14 protein-coding genes are annotated in these 15666 nt (G+C 65.7%); 5 read left to right on the top strand and 9 right to left on the bottom strand.

Annotated features, from left to right (window positions below; translation table 11 throughout):
• Nucleotides 1–9: 9 nt before the first annotated feature.
• The 4 genes from cpaB to rsmI form a co-directional block, all read right to left on the bottom strand.
• Nucleotides 10–831 carry a Flp pilus assembly protein CpaB gene (gene cpaB / locus AABA86_RS24415; protein WP_338308717.1) on the bottom strand — a complete coding sequence of 274 codons (822 nt, stop codon included), beginning with the start codon at nt 829–831 and terminating at the stop codon, nt 10–12.
• 502 nt (nt 832–1333) lie between these two features.
• Nucleotides 1334–2278, bottom strand: a complete 945-nt coding sequence (gshB, locus tag AABA86_RS24420; RefSeq protein WP_212243308.1) for a glutathione synthase — start codon at nt 2276–2278, stop codon at nt 1334–1336.
• Between the two features lie 10 nt (nt 2279–2288).
• The gene (locus AABA86_RS24425; RefSeq protein ID WP_338308718.1) at nt 2289–2690 is read right to left on the bottom strand and encodes a YraN family protein; all 402 of its coding nucleotides are present in this window, start codon (nt 2688–2690) and stop codon (nt 2289–2291) included.
• The gene (rsmI, locus tag AABA86_RS24430) at nt 2677–3627 is read right to left on the bottom strand and encodes a 16S rRNA (cytidine(1402)-2'-O)-methyltransferase (protein WP_338308719.1); all 951 of its coding nucleotides are present in this window, start codon (nt 3625–3627) and stop codon (nt 2677–2679) included. Before rsmI ends, AABA86_RS24425 begins: the two co-directional genes overlap by 14 nt.
• A 339-nt stretch (nt 3628–3966) precedes the next feature.
• Here rsmI and AABA86_RS24435 point away from each other — a divergent pair, with 339 nt between their 5' ends.
• Nucleotides 3967–5217 (top strand): penicillin-binding protein activator, encoded by a 1251-nt coding sequence (locus AABA86_RS24435; RefSeq protein ID WP_445083486.1) that lies wholly within the window; start codon nt 3967–3969, stop codon nt 5215–5217.
• A gap of 101 nt (nt 5218–5318) precedes the next feature.
• On the opposite strand, the gene hemW is transcribed toward AABA86_RS24435, so the two are convergent.
• The 3 genes from hemW to rph are packed head-to-tail and all read right to left on the bottom strand — an operon-like array spanning nt 5319 to nt 7880.
• Nucleotides 5319–6503 carry a radical SAM family heme chaperone HemW gene (hemW, locus tag AABA86_RS24440; protein ID WP_212244111.1) on the bottom strand — a complete coding sequence of 395 codons (1185 nt, stop codon included), beginning with the start codon at nt 6501–6503 and terminating at the stop codon, nt 5319–5321.
• 16 nt (nt 6504–6519) lie between these two features.
• Nucleotides 6520–7155, bottom strand: coding sequence for an RdgB/HAM1 family non-canonical purine NTP pyrophosphatase (gene rdgB / locus AABA86_RS24445; protein WP_212243314.1), 636 nt, complete (start codon nt 7153–7155; stop codon nt 6520–6522).
• Nucleotides 7156–7166: 11 nt separating this feature from the next.
• Nucleotides 7167–7880, bottom strand: coding sequence for a ribonuclease PH (gene rph, locus AABA86_RS24450; protein ID WP_097660458.1), 714 nt, complete (start codon nt 7878–7880; stop codon nt 7167–7169).
• 181 nt (nt 7881–8061) lie between these two features.
• Between rph and hrcA the strand changes: the two genes are divergently transcribed.
• Together hrcA and grpE are read left to right on the top strand one after the other, a co-directional pair.
• Nucleotides 8062–9150 carry a heat-inducible transcriptional repressor HrcA gene (gene hrcA / locus AABA86_RS24455; RefSeq protein WP_028139407.1) on the top strand — a complete coding sequence of 363 codons (1089 nt, stop codon included), beginning with the start codon at nt 8062–8064 and terminating at the stop codon, nt 9148–9150.
• A 97-nt stretch (nt 9151–9247) separates the two neighbouring features.
• Nucleotides 9248–9865 carry a nucleotide exchange factor GrpE gene (gene grpE / locus AABA86_RS24460; RefSeq protein ID WP_212243316.1) on the top strand — a complete coding sequence of 206 codons (618 nt, stop codon included), beginning with the start codon at nt 9248–9250 and terminating at the stop codon, nt 9863–9865.
• A gap of 122 nt (nt 9866–9987) precedes the next feature.
• Here the strand turns inward: grpE and pncA are convergent, their stop codons facing one another.
• Together pncA and AABA86_RS24470 are read right to left on the bottom strand one after the other, a co-directional pair.
• Nucleotides 9988–10707, bottom strand: a complete 720-nt coding sequence (pncA, locus tag AABA86_RS24465) for a bifunctional nicotinamidase/pyrazinamidase (protein ID WP_212243318.1) — start codon at nt 10705–10707, stop codon at nt 9988–9990.
• Nucleotides 10708–11012: 305 nt separating this feature from the next.
• Nucleotides 11013–11954 (bottom strand): hypothetical protein, encoded by a 942-nt coding sequence (locus AABA86_RS24470; protein ID WP_212243320.1) that lies wholly within the window; start codon nt 11952–11954, stop codon nt 11013–11015.
• A gap of 393 nt (nt 11955–12347) precedes the next feature.
• Between AABA86_RS24470 and dnaK the strand changes: the two genes are divergently transcribed.
• Nucleotides 12348–14249 (top strand): molecular chaperone DnaK, encoded by a 1902-nt coding sequence (gene dnaK, locus AABA86_RS24475; RefSeq protein ID WP_028139411.1) that lies wholly within the window; start codon nt 12348–12350, stop codon nt 14247–14249.
• A gap of 245 nt (nt 14250–14494) precedes the next feature.
• Nucleotides 14495–15622: a molecular chaperone DnaJ gene (dnaJ, locus tag AABA86_RS24480; protein ID WP_028139412.1), complete on the top strand. Its 1128-nt coding sequence runs from the start codon at nt 14495–14497 to the stop codon at nt 15620–15622.
• Nucleotides 15623–15666: the final 44 nt, after the last annotated feature.

Below are 15666 nucleotides of genomic sequence, written 5' to 3' on the forward strand. Positions count from 1 at the left end.
TCCCCATCATCACTTCTGTGACGTCAATTGCCGTGCCTGCACCCCGTAACGGATCACGTTCACGCCGCCCGCACGCTTGATCCCCTGGTCCTCAGGCGTGCCGTCGACTGCGTTGGCATCGACGATGCTCCGCAGCGCGAGCTGGAGCGTGCCGCCCTGGCGCGCGGCTGCGAGGACTGCGACCTGGTCGGGCCGGAGCTCGAGCGTGACGGTCTTGCCGACGACGGCGTTCTGGCCGTCCTTCTCCTTCGGCGCCTGGTCGATCGCGAGCACGCGGATATTGGTCAGGATGACCTCGGACAGGACGAGGTCGTTGCCGCCGGTCGGACCGTTGTTGTTGGCGCCGTCGGGGTTCTTCAGACGGCGGGTCAGGACGATGTCGACGCGGTCATTCGGAAGGATGAAGCCGCCAGCGGCGGTCTCGGCTGAAATCTCGGTGGAAACGGCGCGCATCCCGGCGGGCAGGATCGCGGCCATGAAGCCGGAGCCGTCGGCCTTGACCAGCTTCTGCTCGCGGATCGGCTCGCCCTGCATCAGGGGGACTCGGGCGATCGAGCCGGCAATCTGGGTCTGCGCCTCGGGCCTGCTGTCGCGGCGAATGAAGGCACTGCTCGCGGTCGCCGCCGGCCAGGCCTGCCATTGCAGATCCTCGGGCTTCACCGCCTGGCCGAGCCCGATGTCGTTCTTCGCGATCAGCACCTCGACGGTCGGCAATTTCTCGGCGACGGGAAGGGCGGGCGCGGGCTTGTTGTCGAAGCCGCTCGCCAGATACGCAGCGACGCCGCCGGCGCCCAGCGCGATGACGAGAACGACAATGCGTGCGGTGTTCATACGCCTCTACTCTTACGCGGGGCACTCGAACCGCACCTGGCGGGTTCCCCGTGTCGATGAGTAGGGAGTAAAAGTATAAGGGGTGTTGCGAGGCCGAATGCGACGGCCGGCCACGATGCTGGTTCTCGGCAGATGGTGAACGCGGCGTTATCCGGTCGGCCAGCGGCCCCGTAGATTCACGCAGTACGGCACGTTCGTTCGAATGACATGCGCGGCGTCATGGTGAATGGGTGGTTAGTGATGGGTGCGATCGTGGTCACGGCGTGATCGCAGCGAGCCGCGCAGATACGGGTGATCTGTCAACCCCGCGCGAGCGCGTTGCGCTCGTCGCTGGAGGTGCGAGTGGCGCGATGCAACGCATCGTGCCGGGAGCCTCGAGGGATGCGCGGTCGCGATGCAGCAACGCGCGGTAACAGTCGGGCCGTCGCCCTTCGAGGGCCGCTGAAGAGCGGCCACCTCAGGGTGACGGTGATAGATTGGAGGTGGCGGCGGACCTAAAACGCTACTTCGCCCGCTTCTGCTCGATCACGTCCCAGACCTTCGCCGCAACGTCGGGCCCGCCGAGCCGCGCGATGGCGCGGATGCCGGTCGGGGAGGTCACGTTGATCTCGGTGAGGTTGCCGTTGATGACGTCGATGCCGACGAACAAGAGGCCGCGCTCCCGCAGCGCCGGGCCGACGGTGGCACAGATCTCGCGCTCGCGCGGGGTGAGCTCGGTCTCCTGCGCAGCCCCGCCGCGCACCATGTTGGAGCGGAGGTCGTCGGCGGCCGGCACGCGGTTCACCGCGCCGGCGAATTCGCCGTTGACCAGGATGATGCGCTTGTCGCCGTGCCTCACCTCGGGGATGAATTGCTGGATCACCCAGGGCTCCCGGAACGTCACCGAGAACATGTCGAACAGCGAGCCGAAATTCATGTCCTGCGGCATCACGCGGAACACCGCCGCGCCGCCATGGCCGTGCAGCGGCTTCATCACGACGGCGCCGTGCTTGTCGCGGAACGCGTTGATCTCGTCGAGGTCGCGCGAGATCAGGGTCGGCGGCATCAGCTGCGGAAAATTCATCACGAACAGCTTTTCCGGCGCGTTGCGCACGGAGGCGGGATCGTTGAGCACCAGCGTCTTCGGATGGATGCGCTCCAGAAGATGCGTCGAGGTGATGTAGGCGAGGTCGAACGGCGGGTCCTGGCGCAGCAGCACCACGTCAAAGCCGTTCAGCGCCTCGCGTCTGGGCTCGCCGAGCGTGAAGTGATCGCCGGGCTCGTCGCGCACGGTCAGGAGCTGAACCGGAGCCACGATCTCCTCGCCGACCATCGAGAGCTTGTCGGGCGTGTAATAGGACAGGCCGTGGCCGCGCTTCTGCGCCTCCAAAAGCAGCGCAAAGGTCGAATCGCCCTTGATGTTGATGCGGGCGATGGGGTCCATCTGGACGGCGACGTTCAGTTTCATGGTCTGCCTTTCAGGTCGAGGCGTCGAATGCCGCCAACACATGGCGCGGAAGTCGCTTCGGTGCAATCAGCATGGCGTCGAATCGCAATTCGAATTCGGCATGCTCGGGATGCGCGACGAGCCAGCCTTGCGCGGCGTCGATGATGCGCTGCTGCTGGCGCGGCGTCACGGCGAAGGCGGCGTCATCCAGCGTGGCCCGCGCCTTGACCTCGACGAAGGCGATCAGATTGCGGCGGCGCGCCACGATGTCGATCTCGCCATGCGGGGTGCGGTAGCGTTTGGCCAGGATGCGATAGCCCTTGGCCATGAGATAGGCCGCGGCGCGGCTCTCCGCGGAGATGCCGGTGTGGAACGCGGCGACGCGCTCGGGCGAGGCGACCTTCGGCTCCGTCGGGACCTCAGTCTTCGACATCGTCGCCCCTTAAGTCCTTGGCGAGCTCGAGCGCGCGGGCATAGACCTCGCGGCGCGGCCGGCCGGAGAGCGCGACCGCGTGCGCGACGGCATCCTTGACGCTGTGCGCGGCAAGTTGCTCGCGCAACAGACCGTCCAGCGCATCCGACGTCAGCATCTCGGCGTCGGCCGCCGGCGGCGCGATCACCAGCACGAACTCGCCGCGCGTCTCCAGCGTATCGGCCTCGCGCGCCAGCTGGCTCAACGGTGCGCGCGAGATCTCCTCGTGCAGCTTGGTCAGCTCGCGGCAGATCGCGGCTTCGCGCGTGCCCATGATCTCGGCGAGCTCCGCCAGCGTGTCCTGTACGCGGTTGCCGGATTCGAACATCACCAGCGTCGCATCGATGCGCGCGAGTTCGGTCAAGCGCGCCTTTCGCGCGGCGGATTTCGCCGGCAAAAAGCCCTCGAAAAAGAAGCGGTCGGTCGGCAGTGCCGCCACCGTCAGCGCCGCCAGCACCGAGGATGGGCCGGGCAGGGCATACACCGCATGGCCGGCGGCGCAGACCTCGCGCACCAGCTTGAAGCCGGGATCGGAGATCAGCGGCGTGCCGGCGTCGGAGACCAGCGCAATCGAGCCGCCCTGCCCCAGCGCCTCCAGGATTTTCGGACGCGCGGCCTCCGCGTTGTGCTCGTGATATTGCTTGAGCTGCGCGGCGATGGCGTAGCGCTCCGTCAGGCGCCGGGTGATGCGGGTGTCCTCGCAGGCGATGACGTCGACGCCGGCGAGGGTCTGGAGCGCCCGCAGCGTGATGTCGCCGAGATTGCCGATGGGGGTTGAGACCAGATGGAGGCCCGGTGCCGCCTTCGGCGCCGCAAGTCGATGGGCGTCGATGGAGAAACCGCGCGAGGCGGCGTCTTGAGCTTCAGGCGTATTTATCGGGGCCGGCTTTGCGCGCATAATGAAGTCAACTTAGGCACGATCCTCAGGGCTGGGAACCGGCTCGCCGAAAAAGATCGTGCCGAGGTGAGGGGCGAGGAACGGACGGGAATGTGATCGATCCGGGATCACGTCGAGAGGGAGTGAGGGCTCTCACGCCATATTCGCGACTGAAACGCCGCCTTGATGCTGCGTGAGCGAGGGCAAGCAGCTGCCGGGACAGGAAGGCGGCCGCGTTAAGCGGCTATTATCCTTTTGTTTCGGTTAACTATTTGCCGACAATATGCCTGAATCCGCGGCTTGTGTCGTGGAAAGAGTGTCGTGACCGGCCGGCGCCGGCGGGTCAGAAGAGAAGCTGCCATGATGGGCCCGCGTTATCCCAGATCGTCCTCTTCGGAGGAGTCTCCCGTTCCGGGGTCCCTGATATCAGGGGCGACCCGCCGGGGCGCGCTCGGCCTGTTGCTCGGCGCACCCCTGCTGTCGGCCTGCGCCGGCGTGCAGCAGAGCCTGAGCCAGTTCTCCAACCCGTTTTCGAGCTCAGCACCGCCGGCTCAGCCGGCAGGTCCGCCGCAACAGGCGACGACCGCCGGCACCGGCGGCGTCAAGGTCGCCGTGATCCTGCCGCTCTCGGCCGCCGGCAATGCTGGTCTCGCCGCGCAATCCATGCGCAACGCCGCCGAAATGGCGCTGGCCGAGTTCCAGAACCCGAACATCCAGCTTCTGATCAAGGACGACAATGGCAGCCCGCAAGGCGCGCAGGGCGCCGCGCAGCAGGCCGTCGACGAAGGCGCCGAGATCATTTTGGGACCGCTGTTCGCGCAATCGGTGCCGGCGGTGGCGCAAGTCGCGCGCACGCGCGGCATTTCCGTGATGGCGTTCTCGACCGATTCCAGCATCGCCGGCCGCGGCGTCTATTTGCTCTCCTTCCTGCCGGAGTCCGACGTCAACCGCATCGTCGAATATTCCGCCAGCATCGGAAAGCGCTCCGTCGCCGTGCTGGTGCCCGACAATGCCTATGGCAATGTCGTCGAGGCCGCGGTGAAGGCGGCGGTGCCGCGGCGCGGCGGGCGCATCATCGCCTTCGAGAAATACGGCGCCGATCGCGCCACGCCGGCGCGCACCGTGGCGCAGCAGCTCGGCAGTGCGGACGCGTTGTTCATTGCCGATGATGGCGATGCCGTCGTGTCGGTGGCGGACGCGATGACCGCGGCGGGCGCGAATTTGCGCAACATCCAGCTGCTCGGCACTGGCCTGTGGGACAATCCGCGGGTTTATGCGAATGCGAGCCTGCAAGGCGGCCTCTATGCCGCGCCGGACCCGGCCGGCTTCCGCGCCTTCTCCGGCCGCTATCGCACCAAATACGGCGCCGAGCCGATTCGCACCGCGACGCTCGCCTATGACGCGGTCGCCCTCGTCGCCGCGCTGGCGCGCACGCAAGGCACCACGCGCTTCTCGCCCGACGTGCTCACCAATCCCTCGGGCTTTGCCGGCATCGACGGCCTGTTTCGCTTCCGTGCGGACGGCACGAATGAACGGGGCCTCGCGGTGATGAAGGTGACGACGGGCGGCGGCGTTGCGGTCGCGGGTTCGCCGAAGAGTTTTGGGGCGTAGTGGCTTCGTAGCCCGGATGGAGCGCAGCGAAATCCGGGGCGATCTTACCGCGCGGATAGAACCCGGATTGCGCTGCGCTCCATCCGGGCTACGGGACTTTGCTACGCCGCTAAATCCGCGACCACCGCATCCAGCACCGGAAAACCGCTGCTGGTCACGCGCAGCCGGCCCGTTGCGTCGACCGTGATCGCACCCTCCTCGCGCAGCAGCGCGATGCGCTTGGGATCGAGCGGGCGGCCGGAGAGGGCTTTGTAGCGCTCGGGGTCGATGCCTTCGGCGAGGCGCAATCCCATCAGCAGGAATTCGTCGGCGCGTTCTTCGCTGTTGAGGAGATCGTCGGTGACGATTCCATGGCCGTTGGTCTCGACCCGCATCAGCCAGGCCTCGGGACGCTTCTCGGTGGCGGTGGCGTGCCTGATGCCGTCGATGTCGAGCCGGCCATGCGCGCCGGGGCCGATGCCGGCATATTCCTCGCCGCGCCAATAGACCAGATTGTGCCGGCACTCGGCGCCGCGCCGCGCGTGATTGGAAATCTCGTAGGCGGGCAGGCCGAGCTTGTCGCAGGTCTCCTGCGTCACGTCGTAGAGCGCACGCGCCACCGTTTCGTCCGGCGTCTTCAATTTGCCGGCCTGGTGCAGGCCGAAGAAGGGCGTGCCTTCCTCGATCGTCAATTGATAGAGCGACAGATGCTCGGCCGCCTCGTCAATGGCGAGACGCAATTCATCGGCCCACATCGCCGGCGTCTGGTCGGGGCGGGCGTAGATCAGATCGAACGAATAGCGATCGAACGAGCGGCGCGCGATCGCGACCGCATCGAGCGCCTCGCGCGCGCTGTGCAGGCGTCCCAAAGCTTTGAGCGAGGCGTCGTCGAGCGCCTGCACGCCGAGCGAAACGCGGTTGACGCCGGCGGTGCGATAGCCGGCAAAGCGCGTGGCTTCGACGCTGGTCGGATTCGCCTCCAGCGTCACCTCGACATCGCCGGCGACGGTCCAGTGCTTGCCGATCGCATCGAGCACCGCGCCGACGGTTGCGGGCTGCATCAGCGACGGTGTGCCGCCGCCGAGAAAGATCGAGGTGACTTCACGGCCGGGCGAGCGCTGCGCAGTTGTTTCGATCTCGCGCGCGAAGGCCGCCGCATATCTCGCCTCGTCGATCGCGGCATGGCGGACATGGCTGTTGAAGTCGCAATAGGGGCATTTCGACAGGCAGAACGGCCAGTGCACGTAGACGCCGAAGGCTTCGGACTCTTGTTTTGACGCGTTTTCCTGGCGCGAACCGGTACCCACTTCGCTCGAAAACGCTCTAGCGCGGCTCAAGGCAGATCTCCGCCAGTTTCACGAAGGCGCAGGCGCGATGCGACAGGCCGAGGCCGAGCGGCGGCAGGCCGTGCTTCTCGATGCTTTCCATCTCGCCGAAGGTGCGGCTGTGGCCGTCAGGCAAGAACATCGGGTCATAGCCGAAGCCGGCGGTGCCGCGCGGCGGCCAGACCAGCGTGCCGTCGACGCGCGCCTCGACCTCTTCGAGATGATCGTCGGGCCAGGCGACGCAGAGCGCGGAGACGAAATGCGCTTTGCGCTTGTCGGGCGTGGTGGCGCCGCGCTCCTGCAGCAGGCGCTCGATCTGCGCCATCGCCGCGTTGAAGTCCTTGGTCGGGCCGGCCCATCGCGCGCTGTAGATGCCCGGCGCGCCGTCGAGTGCGTCGACCACGATGCCGGAATCGTCGGCAAAGGCGGGAAGCTTGGTCGCCCGCGCTGCCGCGATCGCCTTGATCGCGGCATTGCTGCGGAAATCGTTGCCGGTTTCGTCCGGCTCGCCCAGGCCCAGTTCACCGGCCGACACCGCCTCGATGCCGTACGGCGCCAAAAGCTCCTGCATCTCGGCGAGCTTGCCGGGATTATGGGTGGCGATGACGAGCTTTCCGGTGATTCGGCGGTGCATGGGCCTATTGACTACGCGACAGCCAGTTTCTGCAAGTCCACGAGACGTGCGATGCCTTTTTGCGCTAGGGCGATCAGCTTCAGGAACTCGTCCTGCGTGAACGGCTCGCGTTCCGCGGTGCCCTGGACCTCGATGATGCGGCCATCGCCGGTCATGACGAAATTGGCGTCGGTCTGGGCTTCCGAATCCTCGGCATAGTCGAGATCGAGCACCGGTGTGCCGTTGTAGATGCCGCAGGAGATCGCGGCGACATTGTCGCGCATCACATTGGCCTTGATCATGTTGCGCGCCTTCATCCAGTTGATGCAATCGGCGAGGGCGACCCAGGCACCGGTGATCGAGGCCGTGCGGGTGCCGCCGTCGGCCTGGAGCACGTCGCAATCGACCGTGATCTGGCGCTCACCGAGCGCTTCGAGATCGACGATGGTGCGAAGCGAGCGGCCGATCAGGCGCTGGATCTCGACGGTGCGGCCGCTCTGCTTGCCGGCGGCGGCCTCGCGGCGGGTGCGTTCGGAGGTCGCGCGCGGCAGCATGCCGTATTCGGCGGTGACCCAGCCGCGGCCCTGGCCCTTCAGCCACGGCGGCAGGCGATCTTCCAGCGTGGCGGTGACCAGCACATGGGTGTCGCCGAATTTCACCAGGCAGGAGCCTTCCGCATATTTGACCACGCCGCGCTCCAGCGTCACGGGGCGCAATTCGTCGGGCGCACGGCGGCTTGGCCGCATGGGAAATCCTCCAAAACTCGCAGGTTAGGGCTATTCGCGGTGCTTGTAGGTGGGGTGAGGGTATGCGGCAAGGGGAAAGGACAAGGCTTTTTCACCCCCGGTTTTCCGCCCTGCAAACGCAACGCTTGTCAGAACCCTCGGGGATGGACAAATTATGAGCATCTGAGAGGAGTTACCGTCTGTGGCCCATCACGATCCGATCCATCTGATCGCGCCGCGCGCGGGCCTCGCCCAGCTCAACGAGCGTTCTCGCGACATCTTTCGTCAAATTGTCGAAAGTTATCTCGCGACCGGTGAGCCCGTGGGCTCGCGCAATATCTCGCGGCTCATCGCCATGCCGCTGTCGCCGGCCTCGGTCCGCAACGTCATGGCCGATCTGGAACAGCTAGGCCTGATCTACGCCCCGCACACCTCCGCTGGCCGGCTGCCGACGGAACTCGGCCTGCGGTTCTTCGTCGATGCCCTGATGCAGGTCGGCGACCTCAACGAGGCCGAGCGGCAGTCGATCCAGAGCCAGCTTGCCACCGTCGGCCAGGCGCAATCGGTCGAGGCGGCGCTGGACCAGGCGCTGACGCGGCTCTCGGGCCTGACCCGCGCCGCCGCGGTGGTGCTGACGCCGAAATCCAATGCGCGGCTGAAACACATCGAATTCGTCCGTCTGGAACCGGAAAAGGCGCTGGTGATCCTGGTCGGGGAGGATGGCCAGGTCGAAAACCGCGTGCTGTCGCTGCCCCCCGGAGTTCCCTCCTCGGCGATCACCGAGGCCGGCAATTTCCTCAATGCGCGCATCCGCGGCCGCACCCTGGCCGAGGCGCGGCTCGAGCTCGAGACGGCACTTGGAGAGGCCCGCGCCGAGCTCGATCAGCTCGCACAGAAGGTGATTTCCGCCGGCATCGCCAGCTGGTCCGGCGGCGAGAACGAGGATCGCCAGCTCATCGTCCGCGGCCATGCCAATCTGCTCGAAGACCTGCATGCGCTGGAGGATCTGGAGCGGGTGCGCCTGTTGTTCGACGATCTCGAGACCAAGCGCGGCGTGATCGATCTGCTGGGCCGCGCCGAGACCGCCGAGGGCGTGCGCATCTTCATCGGCAGCGAGAACAAGCTGTTTTCGCTGTCGGGGTCCTCCACCATCATCTCGCCCTATCGGGATGCCGCCGGCCATATCGTCGGCGTATTGGGCGTGATCGGGCCGACCCGGCTGAATTATGCCCGCGTGATCCCGACCGTGGACTACGCCGCCCGCATCGTCAGTCGCCTGCTGGGAGGCTGACCGGCGTTTGATCCGATCACGGGCGCTTGATTTTCGGCGCCCGAAGCACGATATCCGGGCCAGAAAAATCCCTGCGACGAATTCGAAAAGAGAGCCGATGACCGATCGAGACCGGCAACCCGAAGACGCGGCCGCGCCGACTGGCGAGCCCGTGGTGTCCAAGCCCTACATCATGCCCGACGATCCCGAGCCCGGCTCGGTCGAAACGTTGCAGAAGGAAGCTGCCGAGGCGCGCGACCGCATGCTGCGGACGCTGGCCGAGATGGAGAATCTGCGCAAACGCACCACCAAGGAGGTCGCCGACGCCCGCCTCTACGGCATCACCGGCTTTGCCCGCGATGTGCTCGACATCGCCGACAATCTCCAGCGCGCGCTCGATGCCGTCCCGGCCGAGGCCCGTGCCGCGGCCGATCCCGGCCTGACCGCGCTGATCGAGGGCGTCGAGCTCACCGAGCGTTCGCTGCTCAACGCGCTGGAAAAGCACGGCGTGAAGAAGCTCGATCCGCAGGGCCAGAAGTTCGATCCGAACTTCCACCAGGCGATGTACGAAGTGCCCGATGCGTCGGTGCCGTCGGGCACCGTGGTGCAGATCATGCAGGCCGGCTACACCATCGGCGAGCGCGTGCTGCGCCCGGCTCTGGTCGGTGTCGCCAAGGGTGGCGCAAAGGCCGCGCCCGCGGCGAACAATAACGAGTCGAGCGGCGCGCCGAACTGATTTTTTTGCGTCATTCCGGGGCGGCTCGAAGAGCCGAACCCGGAATCTCGAGATTCTCAGGTGCGCAATGGCGCACCATAGTCCGATGCTTCGCATCGCCCCGGAATGACAGTCGTCTAGCTCTACGCGCTCGCGATATCCGCAGACTGGATCCGCTTCACGCCGGCCTTGGCCATATCGGCCCAGGCTTTTGCCAGCGAGCCCTGCGTGTCGATGCCGCGGCAGGCGTCTTCCACCACATAGACCTCGAAGCCCGCCTTGCGCGCGTCGAGCGCGGTCCAGGCGACGCAGAAATCCGTCGCGAGGCCAGCGACGAAGACACGCTTGATCTTGCGTCCCTTGAGATAGCCGGCAAGTCCGGTCGAGGTCTTGCCGTCGGCTTCGAGGAAGGCCGAATAGCTGTCGACGTCCTTGTGAAAGCCCTTGCGGATGATGAGCTCGGCATGCGGGATCGCAAGATCCTTCGACAGCGAAGCGCCGTCGGTGCCCTGCACGCAATGGTCCGGCCACAGCACCTGCTTGCCGTAGGGAAGGTCGACGGTTTCGAACGGCTTCTTGCCGGAGTGGACTGACGCAAACGAAACGTGGCCCGGCGTGTGCCAGTCCTGCGTCATCACCACATTCGCAAACGCTTTCGAGATCTTGTTGATGACGGGCACCACCTGCTCGCCCTCTTTCACCGCGAGGCTGCCGCCGGGCAGGAAGCAGTTCTGCACGTCGATCACCAGCAGCGCGGAGGCATCGTCGGGTTTGATCGATGCCGCTGCAAAGAGTGCGGTTGGAGCGAGAGCCGCGAGCGCGGTCGTTCCAAGCATTGCCAGGACTTGTCGCCGATCCAGCATCGTTCGCCTCCCCTTAGGATGAACTCAACGGAGACGAAGCCTAGTTCCGTTCGTGTACGAACAGAAGCCCGAAAATGCGGCCGGGTTTGGTGAGGGGGTGGGCGTGCAGCCTCAACACCACTGTCGTCCCGGACAAGCGCAGCGCAGATCCGGGACCCATACCCCCAGGGAGAAGTTTGGCGAAGACTCTTCGTGGGTACTGCGACCGACCCCAATCGCGAGATCACGCGGTATGGGTCCCGGCCCCCCGCGCGCAATTGCGCGCTAGGCCGGGACGACACCGAGTGTGTTGGAGCGCCTCTGCCCTAACCCTTCGGCTGAATCCCGTCGCGCACGGCACGGAAGCGGGTGAAGGCGGCTAGCCACTGGTCGCGCGGGGCGCTGGCGATGATGCGCAGCGAGGCGCCGCCGCTCGAGAAACGGATCCACTGCACCACCGTGACCGGGACCTTGTCCTTGCCGCTGACGCCGTCGATCCGGGTCTCGAAGCCTTGCTGACCGTTGATGCGGATCGGCTCGGACATGGTGACGCGCGATTCGCGCACGCCGGGGATCTGCAGCGCGGCCTCCTGGGCGAAGCGGGCGCGGTCGTCGGCGGCTTGCGGCGTGGCGCCGATCACGCCGAGGATCATGAACGGCTTCGACTCATAACCGGTGCTCTCGTCGCCATCGGCCAGGATGATGCTGGAGCCCGGCGCCAGCGTGCGGATGTCCTTGAATTCGGCGAGATCGGTGATCTTGAACGGCATCAGCGCGATCTGCTCCTCGGCCGAGACCTGCTTGCGGGTGGTGGCGCTCGCAAACATCTGCCGCACCGCTTCATCCGTGTAGATCTTGGTCGCATTCTCCGGGATCTGCACCGCGACATAGCCGGAGAAGCCGGCGCCCGGCACGATCATCGAATAGCGCTTCACCGGCGTGTCGCCGGCCTTGCCGCTTTCGGTGGTGAAATAGGCAAGCCCCGCGGGCGTCTCGATCTTGTCCTGCTTGACGCCGCCAGCGCCGGCCGGATTGGAATTGAAGGCGCTCACGACCTCGCCATAGGCCGCCGGCGGCAGCTCGGTGATCAACACCTTGACGCTGCCGTCCTCGCTCTCGAAGCCCGGAAAGGTCTTTGCCGTGCTGAGTCCGACCAGCGGCACCATGCCGAGGCGCAGGCCGGGCGGAAACACGGCGTCGGCGGCGATAGCCGGAAGCGCGGAGGCAATGAGGAGGGCGAGCGCGGCGAGGGGTCGGATCAGCTTCATGGGCACTCTGATTGGTTCACATTGAGGCCGTTCGATGGTCGGCCACCGGGCCGCTTTGTCGCGCGAGGCAGCTGTGGCGGCTGTCCGGCCGGTCCGCCTTTTACCGGGTTTGGGCCTGCGGCAACAGGGCGGCACCGGCTGCGGTAGCGGGGGCTTGCTGATGCCTGAACCTGTTAATAATTCCTCACCCGCAAGGGCGGTGAAGTCCGGATATCATCGTCCAAAACCCAATGTTTTCACGGCAGAAACGTAGCTTCGGTCCTTGCGGGCCCCTCCCCCCCTCCTATATGAGCCTCAATCATCGCAATATCGCGGATGTTTGATCTTAGGGGGTTTCGGTCGGGTGCCTTCTGGGCCCAGCCAACCTGCCGCAAAAACAAGGATATCAGGACCATGGGAAAGGTCATTGGGATCGACCTCGGCACCACGAATTCGTGCGTCGCCGTGATGGATGGCAAGAACGCCAAAGTCATCGAGAATTCCGAAGGCATGCGCACGACGCCTTCGATCGTCGCCGTGACGGACGACGGTGAGCGCCTCGTCGGCCAGCCGGCCAAGCGCCAGGCCGTCACCAATCCCGAGCGCACCTTCTTCGCAGTGAAGCGCCTCATCGGCCGCCGCTACGACGACCCGATGGTCGAGAAGGACAAGAAGCTCGTCCCCTACAAGATCGTGAAGGCTTCCAACGGCGACGCCTGGGTCGAGGCCGACGGCCAGACCTACTCGCCCTCGCAGGTCTCGGCGTTCATCTTGCAGAAGATGAAGGAGACTGCGGAAGCCCATCTCGGCCAGAAGGTCGATCAGGCCGTCATCACCGTTCCCGCCTACTTCAACGACGCCCAGCGCCAGGCGACCAAGGATGCCGGCAAGATCGCGGGCCTCGAAGTGCTGCGCATCATCAACGAGCCGACCGCGGCCGCGCTCGCCTATGGCCTCGACAAGACCAAGACCGGCACGATCGCGGTGTACGATCTCGGCGGCGGCACGTTCGATATCTCGATCCTCGAGATCGGCGACGGCGTGTTCGAGGTGAAGTCGACCAACGGCGACACCTTCCTCGGCGGCGAAGACTTCGACATGCGCCTGGTCGGCTATCTCGCCGACGAATTCCAGAAGGAGCAGGGCATCAACCTGCGCAACGACAAGCTCGCGTTGCAGCGCCTGAAGGAAGCCGCTGAAAAGGCCAAGATCGAGCTGTCTTCGACGACGCAGACCGAGATCAACCTGCCCTTCATCACCGCGGACCAGACCGGCCCGAAGCATCTGACGATGAAGCTCACCCGCGCCAAGTTCGAAGCGCTGGTCGACGACCTCGTCCAGAAGACCGTCGAGCCCTGCCGCAAGGCGCTGAAGGACGCCGGCGTCACCGCCGGTGAGATCGGCGAAGTGGTTCTGGTCGGCGGCATGTCGCGCATGCCGAAGGTCCAGGAAGTCGTGAAGCAGCTGTTCGGCAAGGAGCCGCACAAGGGCGTCAACCCCGACGAAGTCGTGGCGATCGGCGCTGCGATCCAGGCCGGCGTGCTCCAGGGCGACGTCAAGGACGTGCTGCTGCTCGACGTCACCCCTCTGTCGCTGGGCATCGAGACGCTGGGTGGCGTGTTCACCCGCATCATCGACCGCAACACCACGATCCCGACCAAGAAGAGCCAGGTGTTCTCGACCGCCGAGGACAGCCAGAACGCGGTCACCATCCGCGTCTTCCAGGGCGAGCGTGAAATGGCGGCCGACAACAAGATGCTCGGCCAGTTCGACCTGATGGGCATTCCGCCGGCTCCGCGCGGCATGCCGCAGATCGAGGTCACCTTCGACATCGACGCCAACGGCATCGTCAACGTCTCGGCCAAGGACAAGGCCACCGGCAAGGAGCAGCAGATCCGCATCCAGGCCTCCGGCGGCCTGTCGGAAGCCGACATCGAGAAGATGGTCAAGGACGCCGAGGCCAATGCCGAGGCGGACAAGAAGCGCCGCGAGGCCGTGACCGCCAAGAACGAGGCGGATGGTCTGGTGCATTCGACCGAGAAGGCTTTGGCCGAACACGGTTCGAAGGTCGGCGAGACCGAGCGCCGCGCCATCGAGGATGCCGTCGGCGACCTCAAGGAAGCGCTGAAGGGCGACGATGCCGAGGCGATCAAGGCCAAGACCCAGACGCTGGCCCAGGCTTCGATGAAGCTCGGCGAGGCCATGTACAAGCAGCAGGCCGAGGCCGACGCCAAGAAGGACGCGGCCAAGGACGACGTCGTCGACGCGGAATTCACCGAAGTCGACGACGACAAGAACAACAAGAAGTCCGCCTGAACCCCAAGAGGGTCATGATGCGGACGGCTTGGACCCCACACGCTCTACCGGCCTCCTCCTTCGCGGGGGAGGCCGTCGTGTCGGGACGGACGGGCGGGTCGCCCGTTACGATCGATCAATTCCCAGCCGTTATGCTGAACGCCGCCACGCTAGCCTCTGCCGTCAGGCAGAAGGCTGCCTATATCGTCGTGTGGCGACGTCGTTTCGCTCCGACTTGAATCGCGATTGGATAGACCGAGTCCCACATGTCCACGTCCACCAAGCGCTGCTATTACGAAACCCTCGAAGTCGAACGCGATGCCGACGAATCCGTCCTGAAATCGTCGTTCCGCAAGCTGGCGATGAAGTTCCACCCGGACCGCAATCCCGGGGACGACACCAGCGAAGTCAAGTTCAAGGAAATCAACGAGGCCTACGAGGTCCTCAAGGACAAGGACAAGCGCGCGGCCTATGACCGCTACGGCCATGCCGCCTTCGAGCAGGGCGGCGGTGGCGCCGGCTTCGGCGCGGGCTTCGCCTCTTCCTTCTCCGACATTTTCGAAGATCTGTTCGGCATGGCCGGGCAGCGCGGCCGCGGCGGTCGCGAGCGCGGCGCCGACCTGCGCTACAACATGGAAATCACGCTCGAGGAAGCCTTCGGCGGCAAGACCGCGCAGATCGAGATTCCGGTCTCGGTCACCTGCGAGGCCTGCTCGGGCATCGGCGCCAAGGCCGGAACCAAGCCGAAGACCTGCTCGAGCTGCGGCGGCGCCGGCCGCGTGCGGCAGTCGCAGGGCTTCTTCACGCTGGAGCGAACCTGTCCGGGCTGCCAGGGCCGCGGCCAGATGATCGAGGATGCCTGCCCGTCCTGCTCGGGCCAGGGCCGCGTCACCCGCGAGCGGAATCTCTCGGTCAACATTCCCCCCGGTGTCGAGGACGGCACAAGGATCAGGCTCGCCGGCGAGGGCGAGGCGGGGGTCCGCGGCGGTCCGCCCGGCGACCTCTACATCTTCCTGTCGCTGGCCCAGCACCAGTTCTTCCAGCGCGACGGCGCCGATCTGCATTGCCGTGTGCCGATCTCGATGGTGACGGCCGCCCTTGGCGGCGAATTCGAGGTGCCAACCATCGAGAAGGGCAAGGCCAAGGTGAAGGTGCCGGCCGGGACCCAGTCGAACCGCCGATTCCGCATTGCATCAAAAGGCATGCCGGTGCTGCGGTCGCGCCAGATGGGCGACATGTATGTTCAGGTCGTGGTCGAGACCCCGCAGAACCTCACCAAGAAGCAGCAGGAATTGCTGGCCGAGTTCGAAAAGCTGTCAAGCGGCAACACCCAGCCGGAATCCGAGGGCTTCTTCGCCAAGGTCAAGGATTTCTTCGGTAATCGGGCGAGTTGACTCGGCTTGACCATACCGCCTTCGGCCTATACGTCTTTATGACC

This window comes from Bradyrhizobium sp. TM233 (assembly GCF_036247965.1).
Lineage (GTDB): Bacteria > Pseudomonadota > Alphaproteobacteria > Rhizobiales > Xanthobacteraceae > Bradyrhizobium > Bradyrhizobium ottawaense.